This is a genomic window from Cellulosimicrobium sp. Marseille-Q8652 (assembly GCF_965112045.1).
In genome coordinates this window covers 1,614,867-1,637,270 of sequence record NZ_CBCOPS010000001.1, presented here as the reverse complement: position 1 = coordinate 1,637,270, position 22,404 = coordinate 1,614,867, and the positions used below count along the sequence as shown (strand labels likewise).

18 protein-coding genes and 2 tRNA genes are annotated in these 22,404 nt (G+C 69.8%); 11 read left to right on the top strand and 9 right to left on the bottom strand.

From position 1 onward, the window contains the following. Positions 1–473: 473 nt before the first annotated feature. The 8 genes from ACWPWV_RS07195 to rpmH all read right to left on the bottom strand — a co-directional run bounded on the left by ACWPWV_RS07195 (position 474) and on the right by rpmH (position 6,627). Entirely contained in the window at positions 474–1,826 is a 1,353-nt protein-coding gene (locus ACWPWV_RS07195) for a ParB/RepB/Spo0J family partition protein (RefSeq protein WP_454042242.1), read from the bottom strand. After that, positions 1,823–3,115: a ParA family protein gene (locus ACWPWV_RS07190; protein WP_454042241.1), complete on the bottom strand. Its 1,293-nt coding sequence runs from the start codon at positions 3,113–3,115 to the stop codon at positions 1,823–1,825. Before ACWPWV_RS07190 ends, ACWPWV_RS07195 begins: the two co-directional genes overlap by 4 nt. Positions 3,116–3,242: 127 nt before the next feature. Further along, complete coding sequence (gene rsmG, locus ACWPWV_RS07185) at positions 3,243–3,938, bottom strand: 16S rRNA (guanine(527)-N(7))-methyltransferase RsmG (RefSeq protein WP_454042240.1); 696 nt, start codon at positions 3,936–3,938, stop codon at positions 3,243–3,245. Positions 3,939–4,045: 107 nt separating this feature from the next. Next, on the bottom strand, positions 4,046–4,579 hold the full coding sequence (locus ACWPWV_RS07180) for a Jag family protein (protein ID WP_454042239.1): 534 nt from the start codon (positions 4,577–4,579) through the stop codon (positions 4,046–4,048). Between the two features lie 44 nt (positions 4,580–4,623). Beyond that, positions 4,624–5,688: a membrane protein insertase YidC gene (yidC, locus tag ACWPWV_RS07175; RefSeq protein ID WP_454042238.1), complete on the bottom strand. Its 1,065-nt coding sequence runs from the start codon at positions 5,686–5,688 to the stop codon at positions 4,624–4,626. Between the two features lie 54 nt (positions 5,689–5,742). Continuing rightward, a complete protein-coding gene (yidD, locus tag ACWPWV_RS07170) occupies positions 5,743–5,961 on the bottom strand; it encodes a membrane protein insertion efficiency factor YidD (protein ID WP_454042831.1) in 219 nt (72 codons plus the stop codon). A gap of 155 nt (positions 5,962–6,116) precedes the next feature. Next, positions 6,117–6,422 carry a ribonuclease P protein component gene (rnpA, locus tag ACWPWV_RS07165; protein WP_454042830.1) on the bottom strand — a complete coding sequence of 102 codons (306 nt, stop codon included), beginning with the start codon at positions 6,420–6,422 and terminating at the stop codon, positions 6,117–6,119. 67 nt (positions 6,423–6,489) lie between these two features. Then, a complete protein-coding gene (gene rpmH, locus ACWPWV_RS07160) occupies positions 6,490–6,627 on the bottom strand; it encodes a 50S ribosomal protein L34 (protein ID WP_012880118.1) in 138 nt (45 codons plus the stop codon). Positions 6,628–7,195: 568 nt separating this feature from the next. On the opposite strand from rpmH, the gene dnaA reads away from it, so the two are divergent. The 5 genes from dnaA (at position 7,196) to ACWPWV_RS07135 (ending at position 13,710) form a co-directional block, all read left to right on the top strand. Further along, positions 7,196–8,629: a chromosomal replication initiator protein DnaA gene (dnaA, locus tag ACWPWV_RS07155; protein ID WP_454042237.1), complete on the top strand. Its 1,434-nt coding sequence runs from the start codon at positions 7,196–7,198 to the stop codon at positions 8,627–8,629. A gap of 923 nt (positions 8,630–9,552) precedes the next feature. Further along, entirely contained in the window at positions 9,553–10,683 is a 1,131-nt protein-coding gene (gene dnaN, locus ACWPWV_RS07150; protein ID WP_454042236.1) for a DNA polymerase III subunit beta, read from the top strand. A 43-nt stretch (positions 10,684–10,726) separates the two neighbouring features. Further along, positions 10,727–11,662 (top strand): phosphogluconate dehydrogenase (NAD(+)-dependent, decarboxylating), encoded by a 936-nt coding sequence (gene gnd / locus ACWPWV_RS07145; RefSeq protein ID WP_454042235.1) that lies wholly within the window; start codon positions 10,727–10,729, stop codon positions 11,660–11,662. Positions 11,663–11,714: 52 nt separating this feature from the next. After that, positions 11,715–13,100: a DNA replication/repair protein RecF gene (locus tag ACWPWV_RS07140; protein ID WP_454042234.1), complete on the top strand. Its 1,386-nt coding sequence runs from the start codon at positions 11,715–11,717 to the stop codon at positions 13,098–13,100. A 109-nt stretch (positions 13,101–13,209) separates the two neighbouring features. After that, positions 13,210–13,710 (top strand): DUF721 domain-containing protein, encoded by a 501-nt coding sequence (locus ACWPWV_RS07135; RefSeq protein ID WP_454042829.1) that lies wholly within the window; start codon positions 13,210–13,212, stop codon positions 13,708–13,710. Positions 13,711–13,836: 126 nt separating this feature from the next. Here ACWPWV_RS07135 and ACWPWV_RS07130 read toward each other — a convergent pair whose 3' ends face one another. After that, positions 13,837–15,333, bottom strand: coding sequence for a hypothetical protein (locus ACWPWV_RS07130; RefSeq protein ID WP_454042233.1), 1,497 nt, complete (start codon positions 15,331–15,333; stop codon positions 13,837–13,839). A 616-nt stretch (positions 15,334–15,949) separates the two neighbouring features. Here ACWPWV_RS07130 and gyrB point away from each other — a divergent pair. The 6 genes from gyrB to ACWPWV_RS07100 all read left to right on the top strand — a co-directional run bounded on the left by gyrB (position 15,950) and on the right by ACWPWV_RS07100 (position 22,377). Next, a complete protein-coding gene (gyrB, locus tag ACWPWV_RS07125) occupies positions 15,950–18,028 on the top strand; it encodes a DNA topoisomerase (ATP-hydrolyzing) subunit B (RefSeq protein WP_454042232.1) in 2,079 nt (692 codons plus the stop codon). A 288-nt stretch (positions 18,029–18,316) separates the two neighbouring features. After that, positions 18,317–20,932, top strand: a complete 2,616-nt coding sequence (gyrA, locus tag ACWPWV_RS07120) for a DNA gyrase subunit A (RefSeq protein WP_454042828.1) — start codon at positions 18,317–18,319, stop codon at positions 20,930–20,932. Further along, complete coding sequence (locus tag ACWPWV_RS07115) at positions 20,929–21,906, top strand: DUF3566 domain-containing protein (protein WP_454042231.1); 978 nt, start codon at positions 20,929–20,931, stop codon at positions 21,904–21,906. The genes gyrA and ACWPWV_RS07115 overlap by 4 nt, the downstream gene beginning before the upstream one ends. Positions 21,907–22,042: 136 nt before the next feature. After that, positions 22,043–22,116, top strand: a tRNA-Ile gene (locus ACWPWV_RS07110). Between the two features lie 28 nt (positions 22,117–22,144). Beyond that, on the top strand, positions 22,145–22,264 hold the full coding sequence (locus tag ACWPWV_RS07105; RefSeq protein WP_454042230.1) for a DLW-39 family protein: 120 nt from the start codon (positions 22,145–22,147) through the stop codon (positions 22,262–22,264). Positions 22,265–22,304: 40 nt separating this feature from the next. Continuing rightward, positions 22,305–22,377, top strand: a tRNA-Ala gene (locus tag ACWPWV_RS07100). The last annotated feature ends 27 nt before the right edge of the window (positions 22,378–22,404 follow it).

Sequence of the window (22,404 nt, the reverse complement as noted above, 5' to 3'; positions counted from 1 at the left end):
GTGGTCCGCGCCCAGTTTGAGGGAGCCCCGGGTTGCGCCTACTCCTGGAGACGTCGGCAGTAGTCACGACGGGACCAGCGCCATAGGTTCCACGTGAAACATAGCCATTGCTGACCGCGTTACCGGCCGTGGACGACCGATCACCGCGGCAGGAGCGCCGACACGTTTCACGTGGAACATTTCAGAGCGTCAATCGGATCGACGAGCCGTTGTGAAGAGGCTTGCCATGCTCTTCAAGGACCGCCGCAACGACGTCATCGCGGCCACCCCGGTGACGACGGCGCGGATGCGGCGCGAGGCGTTTCACGTGCCTCGGATTGCTTCACATGGCAGGGAGCAGCGCTGGGCCCCCAGCAGAGCTCCGCGATACCGAGACTTCCCCGGTACGACAGCTGGACGCGACCGGCCGTCACTCACTCCGGCCGATCGGCCCAACCCTTCATGATCCAGGGATCCCGCGCACCGCAGCCTTGCTACTGCCTCAACAAGCCTGGATCCTCAGGGGCCATGAGGTCGAGGATTCGATTGAGGTCCTCCACGGACGCAAACTCGACCGTGAGACGTCCCTTGCTCTTGCCGAGGTCCACCTTGACGCGAGTCTCGAACCGATCGGACAGCCGGGTCGCCAGCTCGTCGATCGCCGCCGACCGTTGTCCCGCCCGCGGTGCGCGAGGCTGGCGGTGATCCTGATCGAGGCCGCCCATGGCGACGATCTCCTCGGTGGCACGTACCGAGAGTCCTTCGGCCACGATGCGCTGCGCCAGGCGCTCGATCTCTCCGCCGTCCGTCAGGCCGAGCAAAGCCCGCGCGTGGCCAGCAGACAGGACACCCGCGGCGACCCGACGCTGCACGAGCGGAGGGAGTCGCAGAAGTCGCAAGGTGTTGGAGATCTGCGGGCGACTCCTCGAGATGCGCTCGGCGAGCTCCTCGTGGGTGCATCCGAAGTCGTCGAGGAGCTGCCGGTAGGCGGCGGCCTCTTCGAGCGGGTTGAGCGCGCTCCGGTGCAGGTTCTCGAGAAGTGCGTCGCGCAGCAGATCAGCATCTTCCGTCTCGCGCACGATTGCTGGGATCGCGGCCAGGCCCGCAGCCTGAGTCGCGCGCCACCGACGCTCCCCCATGATGAGTTCGTACGAGCCGCTCTCGCCCGGAACGGGACGAACGACGATCGGCTGGAGAACTCCGATCTCGCGGATCGAGCCGACAAGCTCATCGAGGTCGACGTCGTCGAAGACCGTACGAGGCTGCCGAGGGTTGGGGCGGATCGCCGTGACGGGGATCTCCGCGAAGCGCGCACCGGGGACGGGCACGAGGTCGTCTCCCGCACCGCCAGTCCACTCCAGATCGACATCAATCGCCCGCGCATTGACGCCATCGGGCGCCAGATCTCCCCCCGTCGCGGACTCCGCTGTTTCACGTGAAACGTCACTCACGCCGTCGTGAGCCGTGCCTGCTGACGCATCCTCGACCACGGAGCTTGTCGAAGGGCTGGCGACAGACGCCGTCTCACCATCCCCGCCAGCACCGCCGTGCACCTCTTCAAGCGCAGCAAGCTCCGCGAGGTCGTCGTCGGAAAGCCCGACGATGCCGATCACGTCAGCGGGATCAGACGTGCCGTCAAGCGTGGTGACAGCCGTCTCGGATTCCGTGCGGCCATCACGTGAGGTGCCAGGTGATGCGGGCCCGCCTACCGACGGCTCCGTCTCCTGCACCTCCGCGTCATCCGCTGGCGCACTAGGAAAGAAGACGTCGACGGGACGCTTTCCCTCGGAGCTCGTCGGAATCAAGGCGCCAAGGCCGCGTCCCAAGCCACGCCGCTTCTCGCTCATCGCTGCTCCTCCAGTCGGACAGCCGGTCCTCCGAAGGACGCGGCAAACCGATGTTCGTTCGTCGTTGTCACGGCCCGTTCCGGATCGCCCTGCGGAGCGACGGTGACAACCTCGTCGTCCGTCGTGCCGGAGTCCTCAGACCGCCCGTTGACGGCCTGCGTCCCGCCCCAGATGTCCGGACGCTCGTCGTCTGCGACGACTCGCTCTGTGTCGCCCTCGGGCGTGCTGGCCTCGTGGTCGCCCCGACCTGCGGTGTCGCGCGGTTCGCCCTGGCCGGCCAAGACCGGCCCGCGCTGCGTGAGTTCCCGCGCCGCTTCGAGATAGGCCAGCGCACCTGTTGATCCGGCGTCATAGGTCATGACCGTCTGCCCGTGGCTCGGCGCCTCGGAGATCCGGACGGAACGAGGAACCGTTGTCCGGAGCGTCTGGTCCGGGAAGTGCTCTCGCACCTCCGCCGCTACCTGCTGTGCGAGGTTCGTGCGACCGTCGTACATGGTGAGCAGGATGGTGGAGACATGCAGACCGGGGTTGAGGTGTGCCTTGATCAGCTCGATGGTCTTGAGCAACTGACTCAAGCCCTCCAGTGCGTAGTACTCGCACTGGATGGGGATCAGCACCTCGCGACCGACGACGAACGCGTTGATCGTCAGGAGACCAAGACTCGGCGGGCAGTCGACGAGGACGTAGTCGATAGGGTCCAGCCCCGCCGCGACGCGTTGCTCAAGGTAGACGTCCAGCGCACGCCGGAGCCGCGTTTCACGTGAAACCATCGAGACGAGTTCGATCTCCGCGCCGGACAGGTCGATCGTGGCCGGAACGCACCACAGAGTCGGGATGTCGGGGCACTGCTGAACCGCCGACTCCAGCGGAGCCCCATCAACCAGAACCTCGTAGATCGACGGTGTGCCAGCACGGTGGTCGACCCCCAAGGCGGTGGAGGCGTTGCCCTGGGGATCGTTGTCGATCACGAGGACGTTCAAACCCGCCTGAGCCAGTCCTGCGGCGATGTTGACCGTTGTGGTGGTCTTGCCGACGCCACCCTTCTGGTTGGCCACGGTGATGATCCGTGTCGAAGCCGGTCGCGGAAAGCGGCGACCTTGGAGATCGATCCGCCGACGTGCGTCGACGGCCAGCTGTGCCGCCAGCGGCGTGGTCTCGTCCGTCTGAGGCAGGCTCGCCATGAGGGCGGCACGGCGATCATCCTCAGCAGGAAGACCACGCTCCGCGAGCCTGTCGGCATCGCCCCAGCCCGTCGCACCGGTGTCGACCTCGTGGGTGCTCTCGGTCACGCGCCTCTCCCTCTTCGACTCATTCGACCAGCAGGCGTCGAGCCTGGATGACAGGGCCGCCTCCGGCGGTCCACTCTCCACTGGTCCTCGCCACCCCGCACCACGTCGTCTCCGAGGTGCCGGGTGCTCAGCGAGACCCAGTCTGCCGCACGATACGGACGACGGTGGTGCTCTCCACACCATGGATCGTCGGCGCGTCGATGATCTCAGGCTCGGAGCCCTTGAACTTCCGGATCACCTTGCGTGCTGGGTCGACCTCGTTGGCAACACTTCGCCCCTTGAGGACGATCATCTCGCCGCCAGGCCGAACCAAGGGCATAGACATGCGCACCAGCTTGTCGAGCGACGCGACGGCACGAGATGTCACGGCGTCACACTCGAACGCACCGTGGAACTCCTCCGCGCGCCCGCGCTTGACCTCGATGTTCGCAAGCCCGAGGTCGCGAGCGATCTCCGTCAACCACGCGCACCGCCGCTCCATCGGTTCGATCAAATAGACCGTCGACTCGGGCCTCAGGGCGGCCACCACGATGCCGGGCAGACCTGCACCGGACCCGACGTCGGCGATGAGACCCCTGACGGGAAGGAATGGCACCACAGCGGCAGAGTTGAGGATGTGCCGGTCCCAGATGCGCGGCACCTCCCGCGGACCGATCAGGCCGCGGAGTTCGCCCTCGCTCTCGAGCCGCTGCGCGTACGCCTGGATCTGTGGATATGCCTCACCGAAGTAGGTCGCCAGCGTCGACTCGTCCAGCTCTGACGCGTCCCGGTCCCCCGTCTCAGCAGCATCCATGTATCCGTCGCCCTCTCTCGTCTCGATCAACGCTCCATCGTTTCACGTGGAACCGTTCCGGGTGCCCCGGTCGCCAGTCGCCCAACGACGAACGCCCCCTGTTTCACGTGAAACAAGGGGCGCTCGTCGGGGTTCGTCTACTCGGCGGCAGGATGGATGACCACGTAGCGCTGCGGCTCCGCGCCTTCGGAGTCGCTGCGGAGACCAGCCGCCGCCACAGCGTCGTGGACGACCTTTCGTTCGAACGCGTTGAGAGGGTCCATGGCCACCGTGGCACCCTCGCTCTTCACCCTCGAGATCGCCTCCTCGGCCAGCGTCGTCAGTTCACGCCGCCGCTGTGCACGGAATCCCGCAACGTCCAGCATGAGCCGGCTACGTTCGCCCGTTCGCGCTTGGACCGCCAGCCGGGTGAGCTCCTGGAGAGCCTCGAGGACCTCGCCGTCCTCGCCGACCAGGGGATCAAGCTCCGATGCGTCCTCGGCGACGATCTCGACGGCGGCGCGATCGTGCTCGACGTCGATGTCGATGTCCCCACCGAGGTCGGCGATGTCGAGCAGCTCCTCCAGGTAGTCCGCCGCGATCTCACCCTCTTCCTCGAGCCGGGACGGCTGTCGCGTCGCGGCCTCGTCGGCAGTGGTGTCGTCGGGCACAGGGGTATCGGTTGATGGCATACGGGTGCTCCTCGGTGCGGCAGGGTCGCGCGATGGCGCGGGGTCTACTGCTTCTTCTTGGGCTTCTTCGCCGGTCCGGAGACCGGCGGATCACTCGGGCCCTCATCGACGACGGGCGCATCCTCGATGGGCTCCTTCTGCCCGTTCGACGCAGCCGACGGTCCGGAGACCTGAGGCCGGGGCTTCTGCCGGTCCTTCCGCTTAGGCTGCTGCCGCTGACCGCGGGGCTGCTCGATGACCGGCGCCGTGTCCTCGACGATCCCCTTCGCGGCCTTCTTGCGTGCCTGTCGCTCCTTGAGCAGGCGCTCGGCCTCGGAGCCCGGCGCCGGCATCCGGCGGATCGTGTAGAACTGCTGTCCCATGGACCACAGGTTCGTCGTGGTCCAGTAGACGAGGACGCCGACGGGGAAGTTCACGCCCGAGACCGCGAAGATGAACGGGAAGACGTAGAGCATCATCTTCTGGGTCGAGGCCATCGGGCCCTCGAGGGCCGCCTTCGGCATGTTCTTCATGGTGAGCTGGCGCTGGGTGAAGAACGTCGTGGCGCACATCGCGAGGATGAGGACGGCGATGACGATCCTCGCCTGGAGGTCGTCGGTCCGCAGGAAGACGTCGGAGAGGTTCGCACCGAACACCGACGAGCTCTCGATGTCGCTCGCCACCGCGGCGTTGATCGGCCCGATCGGGTCGTCCGAGCCGTCAGAGATCGGCACGAGGCCGTTGAGGACGCGGAACAGGGCGAAGAAGATCGGGGACTGCAGCAGGATCGGCATGCAGGACGCGAACGGGTTGGTCCCGTGCTTGCGGTACAGCTCCATGGTCTCGCGGCTCATGGCCTCACGGGACGCGGGGTCCGACTTGCCCTTGTACTTCTTCTGGATCGCCTGCATCTCCGGCTGCAGCATCTGCATGCCTCGCGAGGCCTTGATCTGCTTGAAGAAGAGCGGGATGAGCAGGATACGGATGATGATGACGAGGCCGACGATCGACAGCACCCACGCGGGGCCCGGACCGTCGGAGAACCCCAGGAACACGAGGCCCTGGTGACACAGGTACATGATCCACGCCACGGCCCACTCGATGGGGGCGAGGAACGCGAAGAAGTCCATCGGTGACTGCTCCCTAACCTTCTGACAAAGCTCGTGGGTCGCCCCCTGCGGGGCTCAGGACTGGTGCGTGTGCGCGTCTCGTGCCGGCGGCACGTCGTCGACCCCGCCGAGGCTCCACGGGTTGCAGCGGAGCAACCTCCAGAGGGCGAGGCCCGTGCCGCGCAGCGCACCGTGCCGCTGCACAGCGGTCAGGGCGTACTGGGAGCAGGACGGGTAGTACTTGCAGGTGGGCCCGGTCATGGGCGAGATCACGGACTGGTAGGCCCGGATCATCCCGATCAGGGTGAGTGCCGGCACTCGGCGAAGCAGATCGATGACCCGGTGCCTGACGCCCGTTGGCGCTGACGCACCCTCGTCGGCCGAGCCGGCCGAGGGACGACCGTCCTCGACCGTGGGTGCGGCGTGGTCCTCGCGCGTCCTGGTCGTGGTCACGGCCGAGCGCTCTCGCGCTCGCGCCACCGGGAGGCAGCGCGGTCGAGGCCGCGGGCGACGTCACCGTCCAGCTGTTCGAAGCTCGCCGACGAGGACGCCGGAAGCGCTCGGACGACCGTCCGGCTCCGCGCAGGAAGCGCGCCCAGATGCGGCGCGACGGCGGCTCGGAGGCGGCGCTTGACGCGGTTGCGGTGCACGGCGTTGCCCACGGCCTTGGATACGACAAAGCCGACCTGTGGCGCGTCGTCGCCCCGAGGGTCCTCGGAGAGATGGACGACCACGGTCGACCTGCCAGCACGCACGCCGCGGCGCACCGCCCGTTCGAAATCTACGGAACGGCGCAGTCGGTGCGCCGCGGGGAGCACGCGATCAGGCAGAGAGCTCGGTGCGGCCCTTGCGACGGCGGGCAGCCAGGATGGCGCGGCCGGCACGGGTCCGCATACGCAGCCGGAAGCCGTGGGTCTTCGCCCGGCGCCGGGTGTTCGGCTGGAAGGTCCGCTTGCTCACGAGGTACTCCAAGAACGTCGGGGAGGTACACCGTCTATGTCCTCGACGATGCAGTGACAGGCTCCGGTGGACCCTGTCGGTGGTTCGGGTGGCGCGACGAGCGGTCTCCCCCTCGTCGGCCGTCCTGGTGCGAGCAACACGTGGACCGTGTGCAGTGGCTGGTCCTGCGCGACGCGACTCCGCCCGCAGCTCGACCCGCGCTGTCCACGCGGGCGCGCCAAGAGCACCTGGAACGGCTGTATGACGCTACGCTGCCGGACCCGCCCAGGTCAAACCAGCACGGCCACGACGACGATCCCCAGCACACCGCCCGACCATCGTCTGCGAGCCCGCCGCTGCAGCCCGACCTGCGGACCCGCGCTGGGGCCGATCCTCGGTCGGTCGACGCGCGCGTCTTGACCTCAGCCGATTGTCACGCTAGTAACCCACAGCCTGTGGACAACTATGTGGATGAGCCCTTGACGTGGCACGATCGTCCTCAGCACCAACCCCTCTGACTCCCGTCGACCCTCGCCACTCGCGCCCTCCGTCGCGCGGCCACCGCTCGTCGACGCACACCCTCGACCTCGTGAGGACACCGCCCGTGGCGAACCCGGCCGACAGCATCGCCGACGTCTGGGCACAGACCCTGAGCATCCTCGAGGCGAGCCCGGACATCACGCCACGGCAGATCGCGTTCATCCGGCTGGCGAAGCCGCTCGCGATCCTCGACGACACGGTCTTCATCGCGGTGCCGCACGAGCAGACGCGGACCTACCTGGAGACCAGGGTCCGCGACGAGCTGGTGACCGCCATGTCGTCGTGTCTCGGCCGGGACGTGCGGTTCGGTATCACCGTCGATCCCGAGCTCAGCTCGGAGCCCGTCCTGGCACCCGCCTCGAGGCCTGCCGTCGAGCGCCCGTACGTCGACCCCGACGACGACCTCCCCGACCTCCCGGCTCCGCCTCCTCCTCGGCCGCAGGCGGAGCCGAGCCGGCTGAACCCCAAGTACGTCTTCGAGACGTTCGTCATCGGCTCCTCCAACCGGTTCGCCCACGCGGCGGCCGTGGCGGTCGCGGAGGCGCCGGCCAAGGCGTACAACCCCTTGTTCATCTACGGCGACTCGGGCCTCGGCAAGACGCACCTCCTCCACGCGATCGGGCACTACGCCCACAACCTGTATCCCAACGTCCGCGTGCGGTACGTGAACTCGGAGGAGTTCACCAACGACTTCATCAACTCGATCGGCGAGGGCAAGGCCGGCGCGTTCCAGCGCCGCTACCGGGACGTCGACGTCCTCCTCATCGACGACATCCAGTTCCTGCAGGGCAAGGAGCAGACGATGGAGGAGTTCTTCCACACCTTCAACGCTCTGCACAACGCGAACAAGCAGGTCGTCATCACGTCCGACCTGCCCCCGAAGCAGCTCAACGGGTTCGAGGACCGCCTGCGCTCCCGGTTCGAGTGGGGCCTCATCACCGACGTCCAGCCGCCGGACCTCGAGACGCGCATCGCGATCCTCCGCAAGAAGGCGAGCAGCGAGCGGCTCAACGCACCCGACGACGTCCTGTCCTACATCGGGTCGCGCATCTCGACGAACATCCGCGAGCTCGAGGGCGCGCTCATCCGGGTGACGGCGTTCGCCAACCTCAACCGGCAGCAGGTCGATCTCCCCCTGGCCGAGATCGTCCTCAAGGACCTCATCACCGACGAGGACTCCGCGGAGATCACGCCGGCCGCGATCATCGCGCAGACGGCGGCGTACTTCGGTCTCACCATCGAGGACCTGTGCGGCAGCTCCCGCTCCCGGGTGCTCGTGACCGCACGGCAGATCGCCATGTACCTGTGCCGGGAGCTCACGGATCTCTCCCTGCCGAAGATCGGTCAGCAGTTCGGCGGCCGTGACCACACGACGGTCATGCACGCCAACCGCAAGATCACCGAGCAGATGGCCGAGCGCCGTTCGACGTACAACCAGGTCACCGAGCTGACGAGCCGCATCAAGCAGCAGCACCGGGGCTGAGCCTCGACGGTGGACCGCTCCGCGGCGACGTCCGACCAGGACCTCCACCGACCCGTCTGCCAGTCACCTCGTCGTGCACGCCCCGGTCGCGGCCCGTCCCCCCGCCCGGAGCCCGCGGACGCCACGGCTGTCCGAGGAGACCACCGGACGACGCCGCCACGCACAGGGTGTGGGCGGAGATATCCACACCCATCCACAGGAACCTGTGGGCAACGCTGCTGCCGGAAGCGCAGTCTCTCCGGGCGTCCACACCCTCCCGAGGCGCCGCCCCTCCGTGCGTCATCACCAGGTTTACCCACACCATGCTGTGGACGGACCGTTGCCGATCCGTCGAACCATCCCGGACAGGTGTACACAGTTGTGCATGTCGCTGTGGATAACTGTGGACGACGGGCCTCTGCGTGTGGACGGAGCCCCTCTCCCCGGTGGACGACCTGTGGGGAAAACACCGGTACCCACAGGTCGTGCGACTTACCCACAACGCGCCCACGACCTCGTCCACATGCCGAAAACGCCGCTGACCTGCGCAAACAGTCGTTTTCCACCGTATGCACAACCCCTATGACGACGACTAACGATCTATCGAGGGGGAAATTCGAGCGCCTTCATCAGGCCTGGGACGTGGAGCGCGCCGGACCTGTCGACGTACCGCTCCGGCCCCCGTGCCGACAGCCCACACCGCCAGCCCTCCCGGTTCCTCCTGAACGCGGTCCTCGCGTACTGTTCATGCTGGACAGGACGTCGTTCACCGACCCGCCGCCATGCCGACCGCACCACCCGGACACCGCGCACACCGCCGTCGAGCGGCGCGCCGGTCCCCCGGTCCTGAGACACGGGGCGGCCGACGGGCACAGGCGAGCACGGACGTCCGGCACGTGTGAAGATCGAGTCCGATCCTGGACGTGGGGACGAGAGGGTGTGGGATGAAGTTCCGGGTTGAGCGTGATGTCCTGGCCGACGCGGTGACCTGGACGGCACGGACCCTGCCGACCCGTCCTCCGGCTCCCGTGCTCGCCGGCGTCCGGCTCGAGGCGGACGCCTCGGGCACGATCGGCCTCTCGAGCTTCGACTACGAGGTCTCCGCACGGTCCGAGATCCCCGCCGAGGTGAGCGAGCCGGGCACGGTCCTCGTCTCAGGACGCCTGCTCGCCGAGATCTCCCGCGCGCTCCCGGCGAAGCCGGTCGACGTCGTGCTCGAGGGCACGAAGGTCATCGTGACGTGCGGCGCGAGCCGGTTCACGCTCCTGACGATGCCGGTCGAGGAGTACCCCGCCCTCCCGGCCATGCCGGAGCTCACCGGCACGGTCTCCGGCGACGAGCTGACCCACGCCGTCGCACAGGTGACCGTCGCCGCCAGCCGTGACGACACGCTCCCGCTCCTCACCGGCGTCCGCGTCGAGATCGAGGGCGAGCGCATCACGCTGCTCGCGACCGACCGCTACCGTCTCGCGCTGCGCGAGCTCACCTGGACGCCCGTCACGCCCAGCTTCTCGGCGGTCGCCCTCGTGCGTGCCCGCACCCTCAACGACGTCGCGAAGTCGCTCGGCGGCTCGGGCCTCGTGAACGTCGGCCTGAACACGGGCGCCGGTGTCGACCTCATCGGCTTCGAGGCGGGTGGCCGCCACACGACGTCGCAGCTCGTCGACGGCGACTACCCGGCCGTGCGCCGGCTCTTCCCGGACGAGACGCCCATCCACGCCGTGGTGCCCACGGCGCCCCTGATCGACGCCGCCAAGCGTGTCGCGCTGGTCGCGGAGCGCAACACCCCCATCCGCCTGTCGTTCACGGACGGGCAGGTCGTCCTCGACGCCGGACAGGGCGACGACGCGCAGGCCTCCGAGGCGCTCGAGGCCGTGCTGGTCGGTGAGGAGATCTCGGTGGCGTTCAACCCGCAGTTCCTGCTCGACGGGCTCGGCGCGCTCGGGACGGACTTCGTCCGCCTGAGCTTCACGCACCCGAACAAGCCGGTCGAGTTCACGGGGCAGGAGTCCCTGGACGGCGAGGACTCGTCCGCCTACCGGTACCTGCTCGTCCCCATCCGCTTCGCCGGCTGAGGCAACCGCCCGACAGCGCACCACACGCACCCGGAGGACTCGCATGGTCACCCGCATCGGACTCGTCGGCCTGGGCAAGATGGGCAACAACATGCGCGAGCGCGTCCGCGCCGCGGGCATCGAGGTCACCGGCTACGACCCGCGGCCCGAGGTCTCGGACGTCGCGTCGCTCGCCGACCTCGTGGCGGCCCTGCCGACGGACGGTCCCCGCATCGTGTGGGTGATGGTCCCCGCGGGCGACCCGACCCGAGGCGTCGTCACCGAGCTGGGCGAGCTGCTCGGGGCGGGCGACGTGGTCATCGAGGGTGGCAACTCCTACTACCAGGAGGACCAGGCACGGGCCGCCGAGCTGGCGACGAAGGGTGTCGGCTACCTCGACGTCGGGGTGTCCGGCGGCGTGTGGGGCCTCGAGAACGGCTACGGCCTCATGGTCGGCGGCGAGAAGGACCTCGTCGAGGCCGCGATGCCGGTGTTCGACGCCCTGCGACCGGACGGTCCGCGCGAGGAGGGGTTCGTCCACTCGGGCGGCGTCGGGGCCGGCCACTTCGCGAAGATGGTCCACAACGGGATCGAGTACGGCCTCATGCAGGCGTATGCCGAGGGCTACGAGCTGCTCGCCGCGAAGGACCTCGTCACGGACGTGCACGGCACGATGAAGGCGTGGACGCGCGGCACGGTCGTCCGGTCCTGGCTCCTGGACCTCTTCGTCAAGGCGCTGGAGGAGGATCCGCAGCTCACCGCGATCGACGACTGGGTCGACGACTCGGGCGAGGGACGCTGGACCGTCGACGAGGCGATCGACAACGCCGTGCCCCTCCCCGTCATCTCCTCCGCGCTCTTCGCGCGCTTCGCGTCGCGACAGGACCAGTCGCCGGCGCTCAAGGCGGTCGCCGCCCTGCGCCAGCAGTTCGGCGGGCACGCGGTCAAGGCCGCGGGGCCGGCCTCACCCGGCGCCGGTCCGCTCGAGCCGCCCGCCTGACCGGCGGTCGCCCGACGCGCCGGCCCGACCTCTCCGCACCACCGAGAAGCACATGTACGTCTCCCACCTGTCCCTCGTCGACTTCCGCTCCTACGAGACCGTCGACGTCGAGCTCGAGCCGGGCGTCAACGCCCTCGTCGGGCCCAACGGGCAGGGCAAGACCAACCTCGTGGAGGCGATCGGGTACGTCGCGACGCTCACGAGCCACCGGGTCGCGGGCGACGTCGCGCTCGTCCGCGCCGGTGCACCTCGCGCCGTCGTCCGGACCCGCGTGGTGCGTGGCGACCGGGCGAGCACGGTCGAGATCGAGCTCAACCCGGGCAGGGCGAACCGCGCCCGCATCAACCGCTCCCCCGCCGCCCGCCCGCGGGACGTCCTCGGGGTCGTGCGGACGGTGCTCTTCGCCCCGGAGGACCTCGCGCTGGTCAAGGGCGACCCCGACGGTCGCCGTCGCTTCCTCGACCAGCTCGCGGTGCTCCTGGTGCCCCGGGTGTCGGCGCTCCTCGCCGACTACGACCGCGTCCTGCGACAGCGAGGCGCGCTGCTCAAGTCCGCGTCCTCGCTGCGCGGCAGGGGCAGGGGGCGCCCGTCGCGCGCGCCGGAGCCTCCCGTGCCCGACGACGGTGCCGGGCCCGCGCAGGCCGGCGGCCCCGAGGCGGCCCTCGCCACCCTCGACGTGTGGGACTCCCGGCTCGCGAGCCTGGGCGCGGAGATCACCGCCCTGCGACTGCAGCTCGTCGCGGCGCTCACCCCGTACGTCGCGCACGCGTACGAGCAGGTGAGCGCCGGGCAGGGCGAGGCGCTCGTCGCCTACCGGTCGTCGGTCGACGAGGCGGTCGGAGAGGCAGGGTCGTCCCCTGACGGCACGCCCGGGGCCTCGGTGGACGACCGCGCGACCCGCTCGGTGGCGGACGAGGACGGCGCAGCGCGCTCAGGGGGCGAGCCGGAGCCGGCGGGCGACGGTCCGGCGTCGGGCATCGCTGACGTGGCGACGCTCGAGAAGCGCATGCTGGACGCCATGCGCGAGGTGCGGGCGAAGGAGATCGAGCGGGGGGTGAACCTCGTGGGCCCGCACCGGGACGACCTCGTCCTGACCCTCGGCGGCCTGCCCGCGAAGGGGTACGCGAGCCACGGGGAGTCGTGGTCGTTCGCCCTCGCGCTGCGCCTCGCCTCCTACCGGCTGCTGAAGGACGGGGCCCCGGCGGGGCTGGACTCGCTCCTGTGGGCGGACCAGTGGGGGCCCGACGGCGAGCCCGTCCTCGTGCTCGACGACGTGTTCGCCGAGCTCGACGCGCGCCGCCGGGACCGCCTCGCCGAGCTCGTCGCGGGTGCGGGCCAGGTCATCATCACCGCGGCCGTCGCCGAGGACGTCCCGGCGCTGCTCGTCGGCGCGCGCTTCGCCGTCCAGGACGGGACGGTGCAGCGTGTCGACGACTGACGACGAGAACCCGCCGGCGCGGGAGCACGAGGACCCCGACGACCGTGGCGCCCGCGACCACGACGACGACCGCCCGGCCCGCGCGACCGGGGTGCCGGTCGGGAACGTCGTGGACCTCACGCCGCCCGCCGAGGTCGCCCGTCAGGCGCTCAACCGGGCGAAGGCGGCGGCACGTGCCAAGGGTCTGCGACCCGGTCAGGAACCGCGACGTCGGATCCTCGCGGACACCCCCACGTCGGGCGCGCGACCGAGCGGTCGGGACCCGCAGCTGCTGTCGGACGTCCTGGCGCACCTGCTGCGCGAGCGCGACTGGGTGGCGGACGTCTCGGTCGGCGGCGTGATCGGCCGCTGGCGCCAGGTCGTCGGCGACCAGGTCGCGGACCACTGCGAGCCGGAGACGTTCGAGGACAAGGTGCTCGTGGTGCGCGCAGACTCGACGGCGTGGGCGACGCAGGTGCGCCTGCTGGTCCCGCGCCTGCTCGAACGCCTTGCGCAGGAGGTCGGCGAGGGCGTCGTCGAGAGCGTGACGGTGCTGGGGCCGGCCGGCCCCAGCTTCCGGCGCGGCAAGCGTGCCGTCCGCGGGCCGGGTCCGCGCGACACCTGGGGCTGAGCGCGGCGCCGACGCCGCACCGTGCGTCGTCGGCGGTCCCTCGCGCGATCCGTCGGGGAACGGCGGAGGCCCGCCGCGACGTGCGTCGCGACGGGCCTCCGGGCCGGACCGGCCGGCCTTCCCGTGTCAGGCCTGCACGCGTCGGCGCAGCCAGAACACCAGCGCGCCGCCCGCGACGAGCAGCACCGCGAACGTCGCCGCGCCCGCGACGGTCGCGCCCGTGGAGGCGAGCTCGTCGTCCTCCCCGGCGCTCACCAGCGTGGCGTCCTCGTCCGCGACGGGCGTGACCGGCGGGTTCGCGCACTCGCTCGACGCCGGCGGGTAGTCCACCACCGTCTGGTACGACGGGTTGACCTCGAACAGCACCTGGACGCCCTCACGCGTCCACGCGAAGTTGCCCTCGGTCTGCGCGTACGAGCCGTCCTCGTTGCGGACGTACCCGGGCCACTGCTTCGGCTCGGTCGCCGAGGCGCCGGGCCACAGGATGCTGCCCGACAGCGGCTGGTCCGTCACGACGTAGTCCTCGCCACCGCGGGGGTGCAGGAACGTGATCGTCAGGGGGGTGTCGCCGTCGGCCTCGACGCCCTCGGGGAGGGCGACCGCGTAGCCCAGGTACGGGACGTCGGCCTCGCAGACGGCCTCGATCGCACCGGGGACCAGGGCGCACTCCTCGGCCGTGGGCAGGAGCTGGTCGACCGGGAACAGCAGGCCCTCGTCCGTGGCGGTGTACCCGGCGAGGTCCTCGCCGAAGACGCGGCCCTCGGTCGGGGTCGCGAGGATCCCGGCGTCCGTGACGAGGTACGTCACGTCGGCGGTGTTCGCCGGGGCGACGAGGCTGGTCGAGTCCGCACCGCACACCGTGACGGGGGCGGGCGCCTCGGGGACGACGACGACCGGCTCGTCGACCTCCTCGACGGGCGGGGCGGGAGGCGTCGCGCAGTCCTCGGCCGACGGCAGCGTGATGCCGAAGGCGGAGAGCTCCTGGTGGGTCCAGTCGACGAGGCGTCCGTCCATGGACGTCCCGTCCGGGTACGTGAGGGTCGGAGGCATCGTGTACTCGTCGGGCCCGCCGCGCAGCAGGTCCTGCTGGACGCCCCACCCGAGGCACAGGTCGACGTCGTCGAGCAGCGTGGTCTCCGGCAGCTCCGTGAACCAGTGCTCGTCGTTCTTCAGCTGGTCCTCCGGCAGGACGAGCGTCTTGGTCGCGAGGAGCTCCTGCTTGCCGGAGTTCTCCCAGGCGGCGCCCTTCGTCGCGTCGAGCTTGGGGTACAGGTAGATGCCCACCTGGACCTCCTCGCCCTCCTCGCCCGCGGCCGGCGGGCAGGCCGTCGTCGTGCCCTCGTCGGACCAGTCGTACCGGTTCTTGTCGGAGGCGTCGACGGAGACGCTCCACGCGTGGTCGGCCGAGCCGTCGAGCTCGAACGACTTCTTGTAGCGGTCGCCGAACTCGTCCTCGGCGAGGGTCTTCCCGTCGACGACGACGGTCACCCGGTTGCCGCTCTTCGCGTAGTAGCTCAGGTCGACGTCGAGCGAGTCGCAGTCGGCCACGACGACGGGCGTGTGGGCCGAGGCGGGGGCGGCGGTGGCGACGAGCAGCCCGCCGAGGGCGAGTGCCGTGGTCATGGCGCCCGCGAGGAGTCTCTTCACTGGGGGAGGTGTCCCTTCGGGGTGGGGCCGACCGCTTCGCCGCGGCCGACGTGCACAGGAGGATCGTGTGTGGTAGTCAACCACCTTCCTCGCAAAAAGCCGATTCCCGCCAATACCATGTGAGCGGTAGCGAAACGGACGCTCCGGACGGGCGTCGCGGTGGTCGGCGGCGGACCGCGCAGGGTCCCGTCGGAGCGGTTCTCGCGCCGGACAGCAGGCTGTGGGCGAGCCTGTGGACAACGATGTGGAGAAACCCTGCTCGCAGGATGCCGGGACGGCCGGGACCGTGTGCACGAGATGTCCTCAGGAGGCCGAGGATCCGCGGTTTTCGGCTCGTTCCGGGTAGACTGGGAGGGTCATTCCGGGTCGTCTCACCGACCGTCTACGCAACCCTCCTCCGAGGTCGCCGTCGGCCATCGCCGGCACGAGCTCGACCGAGGGGATCCGGCGTCGACGGGCGGTCGGGGGCCCGGAACCTATGAGCCGTCGACGACCGCCCTGCAGCGGGATACGGCCGGATCCTGGCCGGATCCGCGCCCGTGCCCGCCGCGGCAGCCGTCGTCGCGCGCGACGACGAGGAGTAGTCCTGCCCGTGGCAGATCACACCGACACCGCCCAGCCCGTCTCTGCGGCACCCGCCGACGGAGCACCTCCCGCAGGCGGTGGCTACGACGCGAGCAACATCACCGTCCTCGAAGGTCTCGAGGCGGTCCGCAAGCGTCCCGGGATGTACATCGGCTCGACGGGTGAACGAGGGCTCCACCACCTGGTGTACGAGGTTGTGGACAACTCTGTGGACGAGGCCCTCGCGGGGCACGCCGACACGATCGACGTGACACTTCTCCCCGACGGAGGTGTACGAGTCGTCGACAACGGTCGAGGGATCCCCGTCGCGATCCACCCGACCGAGGGAAAGCCGACCGTCGAGGTCGTCATGACGATCCTCCACGCCGGCGGAAAGTTCGGCGGCGGCGGCTACGCCGTGTCGGGCGGCCTCCACGGCGTCGGCATCTCCGTGGTCAACGCGCTCTCGCGCCGCGTCGTGACCGAGGTGCGGCGCGACGGCTACTCGTGGCGCCAGGAGTTCGGGGACGGCGGGAAGCCCCTCACCGGGCTCGAGCGCGGCGACGCCACGACGGCCACCGGGACGACCCAGACCTTCTGGGCCGACCCGGAGATCTTCGAGACCACCGAGTTCGACTTCGAGACGCTGCGCGCCCGGTTCCAGCAGATGGCCTTCCTCAACAAGGGCCTGCGCATCACCCTCACCGACGAGCGCCCCGCGCACCTCGACACGGGCGACGAGGTCACCGGTGTCGACCCCGAGCCCGGTGAGGACAGCTCGGCGGAGACCGATGCACCGAAGGCCCGGGTCGTGTCGTACAAGTACGACGGCGGCCTCGTGGACTACGTGAAGCACCTCAACTCCGCGAAGAAGGTCGAGCTCGTCCACCCCGAGGTGATCGACTTCGAGTCCGAGGACACCGAGCGACGCATCTCCGTCGAGATCGCGATGCAGTGGACCAGCTCCTACTCCGAGTCGGTGCACACCTACGCGAACACCATCTCGACGACGGAGGGCGGCACGCACGAGGAGGGCTTCCGCGCGGCCATGACGTCGCTCGTGAACCGGTACGCGCGCGACAAGGGCATCCTCAAGGAGAAGGACGACAACCTCACCGGGGACGACATCCGCGAGGGACTGACCGCCGTCGTCTCGGTGAAGCTCGGCGAGCCGCAGTTCGAGGGCCAGACGAAGACGAAGCTCGGCAACACCGAGGCGAAGACGTTCGTCCAGCGCGTCGTCAACGAGCGGCTGGTCGACTGGTTCGACTCGCACCCCACCGAGGGTCGCGACGTCATCCGCAAGGCGATCCAGGCGTCGCAGGCCCGCCTCGCCGCGCGCAAGGCGCGCGAGGCCACGCGACGCAAGGGGCTCCTCGAGTCCGGGGGCATGCCGGGCAAGCTGCGCGACTGCCAGTCGAACCGCGCCGAGGAGTGCGAGATCTTCATCGTCGAGGGCGACTCCGCCGGCGGCTCCGCGGTGCGCGGGCGCAACCCCGACAAGCAGGCGATCCTCCCGATCCGCGGCAAGATCCTCAACGTCGAGCGTGCACGCCTCGACCGGGCCCTGTCCAACCAGGAGGTCCAGTCGATCATCACCGCGTTCGGCACCGGGATCGGCGAGGACTTCGACCTCACCAAGCTGCGGTACCACAAGATCGTGCTCATGGCCGATGCCGACGTCGACGGCCAGCACATCGCGACGCTCCTGCTCACGCTGCTGTTCCGCTACATGAGGCCCCTCATCGAGAACGGCCACGTGTACCTCGCGCAGCCGCCGCTGTACCGGCTCAAGTGGTCCAACGCGCCGCACGACTACGTGTACTCCGACCGGGAGCGCGACGTCTTCCTCACGCAGGGGCAGGCCGCGGGCAAGCGGATCCCCAAGGAGAACGGCATCCAGCGCTACAAGGGTCTCGGAGAGATGGACTACTCCGAGCTGTGGGACACCACGATGGACCCGGAGCACCGCACGCTGAACCAGGTCACGCTCGACGACGCCGCCGCCGCGGACGAGATCTTCTCCGTCCTCATGGGCGAGGACGTCGAGTCGCGACGGAACTTCATCCAGCGCAACGCCAAGGACGTGCGTTTCCTTGACATCTAGCGCCGGTCGCCCGGCTGTCCGGGGTGCCGAGCCGTGGCTCTCCGGGGCGGCCGTGCCGGGTCTACCATCCGCGCCGCTCGTTCCTCGCGGCGCTCCCGCCAGACCCGCCACGACCCGGCACGGCCGCCCCTCCGGCCACGGCCCGGCGCGCGCGCGCCCGTCACCTCATGGGGTGATGCGACGCCGAGCCACAGCAGCACGACGAGAAGACGACGAACGAGGTAGATCGTGACCGACGAGCAGAACCCCGAGATCGAGCCCGCGGTTCCCGGCGACGGGGCCGAGGAGATCGTGCACTCCGACGGGACGGCCGTCGCGGTGCACCACGGGCGCATCGAGCAGGTGGACCTGCAGCTCGAGATGCAGCGGTCGTACCTCGACTACGCGATGAGCGTCATCGTCGGGCGCGCGCTGCCCGACGTCCGCGACGGCCTCAAGCCGGTGCACCGGCGCGTGCTGTACGCGATGTACGACGGCGGGTACCGCCCGGACCGGTCGTTCTCGAAGTGCTCGCGCGTCGTCGGCGACGTCATGGGCAAGTTCCACCCGCACGGCGACACCGCGATCTACGACGCGCTCGTGCGCCTCGTGCAGGACTGGTCGCTGCGCTACCCGCTCGTCGCGGGCCAGGGGAACTTCGGGTCGCCGGGCAACGACCCGGCGGCCGCGCCCCGGTACACCGAGTGCCGCATGGCTCCGCTGGCCATGGAGATGGTCCGGGACATCGACAAGGACACGGTCGACTTCCAGGACAACTACGACGGGCGCACGCAGGAGCCGGCCGTCCTGCCCGCCCGGTTCCCGAACCTCCTCGTGAACGGCTCGGCGGGCATCGCCGTCGGCATGGCGACGAACATCCCGCCGCACAACCTGCGCGAGGTCGCCGAGGGCGTGCAGTGGCACCTCGACCACCCCGACGCGAGCCGCGAGGAGCTGCTCGCCGCGCTCCTCCTGCGGATCAAGGGACCGGACTTCCCGACGGGCGCCACGATCCTCGGGCACAAGGGCATCGAGGAGGCGTACCGCACCGGGCGCGGCTCCGTCACGATGCGCGCCGTCGTCAACGTGGAGGAGATCCAGGGACGGATCTGCCTGGTCGTCACCGAGCTGCCGTACCAGGTCAACCCGGACAACCTCGCCGCGAAGATCGCGGACCTCGTCAAGGAGGGCCGTGTGCAGGGCATCGCGGACATCCGCGACGAGACGTCGGGCCGCACCGGGCAGCGCCTCGTCGTCGTGCTGAAGCGCGACGCCGTCGCCAAGGTCGTCCTGAACAACCTGTACAAGCACACCCAGCTCCAGGACACGTTCGGCGCGAACATGCTGGCGCTGGTCGACGGCGTGCCGCGCACGCTGAGCCTCGACGCGTTCATCCGGCACTGGACGGCGCACCAGCTCGACGTCGTCGTGCGGCGCACGCAGTACATGCTCCGCGAGGCGGAGAAGCAGATCCACATCTACCGCGGCTACCTCAAGGCGCTCGACGCGCTCGACGAGGTCATCGCGCTGATCCGTCGCTCGCCGGACGCGGACCAGGCCCGCGAGGGCCTCATGACGCTCCTCGACGTGGACGAGATCCAGGCGACGGCCATCCTCAACATGCAGCTGCGCCGTCTGGCCGCGCTGCAGCGCCAGGAGATCATCGACCAGCACGACAAGCTCCAGCGCGAGATCCGCGAGTACGAGGCGATCCTCGCGTCGCCGGAGCGCCAGCGGGCGATCGTCGGCGACGAGCTGCGCGAGATCGTGGACCGGTACGGCGACGAGCGCCGGACGACGATCCTGCCGTTCGACGGCGAGGTCTCGATCGAGGACCTCATCGCCGAGGAGGAGATGGTCGTCACCATCACGCGCGGCGGGTACGCCAAGCGGACGCGCAGCGACAACTACCGGTCGCAGCGGCGCGGCGGCAAGGGCGTGCGGGGCACGCAGCTGCGCGAGGACGACATCGTCGACCACTTCTTCGTCACGACGACGCACCACTGGCTGCTGTTCTTCACGAACCTCGGCCGCGTCTACCGGGCGAAGGCGTACGAGCTGCCCGAGGGCGGGCGCGACGCGAAGGGTCAGCACGTCGCGAACCTGCTCGCCTTCCAGCCGGGAGAGAAGATCGCGCAGGTGCTCGACCTGCGGGACTACGCCGCCGCGGAGTACCTCGTGCTCGCCACGCGGCGCGGGCTCGTGAAGAAGACGCGGCTCACGGAGTACGACTCGCCGCGCTCCGGCGGCCTCATCGCGATCAACCTGCGGGAGGACGAGGCTGGGACGCCGGACGAGCTCGTCTCCGCCCGGCTCGTGGACTCGACGGACGACCTCATCCTCGTCTCGCGCAAGGGCCAGTCGATCCGCTTCACGGCCGACGACGACGCGCTGCGCCCCATGGGCCGGGCGACGTCGGGCGTCACGGGCATGAAGTTCCGCGAGGAGGACGAGCTGCTCTCGGCGGACGTCGTCGAGGACGGCGCGGACCTGTTCGTCGTGACCGAGGGGGGCTTCGCGAAGCGCACCCGGCTCGACGAGTACCGCGTCCAGGGACGCGGTGGCCTGGGCATCAAGGTCGCCAACCTCGTCGAGGCTCGTGGAGATCTTGTGGGAGCACTGGTCACGGAGTCCGACGACGAGGTCCTCGTCATCATGGAGCGGGGGAAGATCGTCCGGTCGGCCGTCGACGAGGTCAACCTCACCGGGCGCAACACCCAGGGAGTGACCTTCGCGAAGCCGGACAAGGGGGACCGCATCATCGCCGTCGCCCGGAACGTCGAGCGTCGTCTCGGGGAGGATCGGGATACCGTGGGCGAGGAGAGCACGTCGAACGACTCCGCCCCGGAGACCGACCAGAGCGCCACGGCCGAGGAGGCCGGTGGGACCGACACGGCGCACGGAACCACCGAGGAAGCCAGATGAGCACCGAGAACAACGCACCGCCGGCGATCACGCCGAGGCTGACCGTGGCACGCCCTGACACGAGCACGCCGCCTCCGCCGCCTCCGCCGCCGTCGGCCGCGGAGAGCAACGGCGGCTCGGGCCACGGCGCGTCCGGCAACGGCGTGTCGGGCAACGGCACCTCCGGCAACGGCACCTCCGGCAACGGCACCTCCGGCAGCGGTCCTGCCGGCAACGGGTCCGCGACGGCGACGGACCCGTCGGACGGCATGGAGGTCGCGTCCGGCGAGAGCCGCGTCGCGGTCGCCCGCGCCGGTGCGGTGAAGGCCGCGGCCGCGGCGATCGCGGCCGCGAAGACGGCGGCCAAGAAGGTGTCCGCCTCCGTGCCGGCCGCTCCCCCGGAGACGCACGACGACGAGATCGACGATCGGACGGTGAAGCGCGTGACCACGACGAGTGCTGCCGCGTCGGTGGGCGCCGCCGCGCCGGCCACGGGGACGAACGGCTCCTCCGCGGGCGCCTCCTCGATGCACTACTCCGCGGCCGGCGTGACCGGCACCGCGAACCCGGTCACGGGGGCGACCTCGACGGCGTCCCCCGCGACGGGCGCGACCCCGACGGTCCGGCACGACGGGCCCCGTCGCGTGCGGCTCTCGGTCTCCCGTGTCGACCCGTGGTCGGCCATGAAGCTCGGGTTCCTGCTCGCGGTGGCGATCGGCATCATGACCGTCGTGGCGACCGCGGTCGTCTGGTACGTCCTCGACGGCATGATGGTCTTCCAGAAGGTGCAGGACTTCGTCACGCAGATCGCGGGCGAGGAGAGCAACGTCGACATGCTGCAGTTCGTCGAGTTCGGGCGCGTCATCTCGGTCGCCACGCTGCTCGGCGTCGTGAACGTGGTGATCATCACGGCCCTGTCGACGATCATGGCGTTCCTGTACAACATCGTCGCTGCTCTCGTCGGTGGCGTGCACCTGACGCTGACGGACGACTGACGCTCGGGCGCTCCGACGGGGTGCCGGAGCCCGGTCTCGGTTTGGGCGTCCGGGCCCCCGTGGGGTAATCTCAAGCGCTGCCTGCGTGCGGAGCAGCTCCTGACCTGAGTCGGAGCGTGCGACGCTGCCGGCGAACGGGCCTATAGCTCAGACGGTTAGAGCGCTTCCCTGATAAGGAAGAGGTCAGAGGTTCAAGTCCTCTTAGGCCCACTGCCGAACCCACTCGAGGGGGAACGTGATGAAGAAGATCCTGGTGGTCCTGCTCGCTGCCGGCGCCGGTTACCTCCTGTGGCGCAAGTACTCGGAGGACAACGCCGAGCGCGACCTGTGGGCAGAGGTCACCGACACGTTCGAGTGAGTCCAGCGGCTCGTACCTCCGGCCGTCGGCCGGAAGTCCCGGGGCCATGGCGCAATTGGTAGCGCACCTGCTTTGCAAGCAGGGGGTTGGGGGTTCGAGTCCCCCTGGCTCCACGTCCCGAACAGCACGAAGGCCCCGCA

What these genes read in the sequence shown, in the direction of transcription:
- ACWPWV_RS07195 (WP_454042242.1), bottom strand. Translation starts at nt 1,826, where the DNA reads ATGAGCGAGAAGCGGCGTGGCTTGGGACGCGGCCTTGGCGCCTTGATT.
- ACWPWV_RS07180 (WP_454042239.1), bottom strand. Translation starts at nt 4,579, where the DNA reads ATGCCATCAACCGATACCCCTGTGCCCGACGACACCACTGCCGACGAG.
- yidC (WP_454042238.1), bottom strand. Translation starts at nt 5,688, where the DNA reads ATGGACTTCTTCGCGTTCCTCGCCCCCATCGAGTGGGCCGTGGCGTGG.
- yidD (WP_454042831.1), bottom strand. Translation starts at nt 5,961, where the DNA reads ATGATCCGGGCCTACCAGTCCGTGATCTCGCCCATGACCGGGCCCACC.
- dnaN (WP_454042236.1), top strand. Translation starts at nt 9,553, where the DNA reads ATGAAGTTCCGGGTTGAGCGTGATGTCCTGGCCGACGCGGTGACCTGG.
- gnd (WP_454042235.1), top strand. Translation starts at nt 10,727, where the DNA reads ATGGTCACCCGCATCGGACTCGTCGGCCTGGGCAAGATGGGCAACAAC.
- ACWPWV_RS07140 (WP_454042234.1), top strand. Translation starts at nt 11,715, where the DNA reads ATGTACGTCTCCCACCTGTCCCTCGTCGACTTCCGCTCCTACGAGACC.
- ACWPWV_RS07130 (WP_454042233.1), bottom strand. Translation starts at nt 15,333, where the DNA reads ATGACCACGGCACTCGCCCTCGGCGGGCTGCTCGTCGCCACCGCCGCC.
- ACWPWV_RS07115 (WP_454042231.1), top strand. Translation starts at nt 20,929, where the DNA reads ATGAGCACCGAGAACAACGCACCGCCGGCGATCACGCCGAGGCTGACC.
- ACWPWV_RS07105 (WP_454042230.1), top strand. Translation starts at nt 22,145, where the DNA reads ATGAAGAAGATCCTGGTGGTCCTGCTCGCTGCCGGCGCCGGTTACCTC.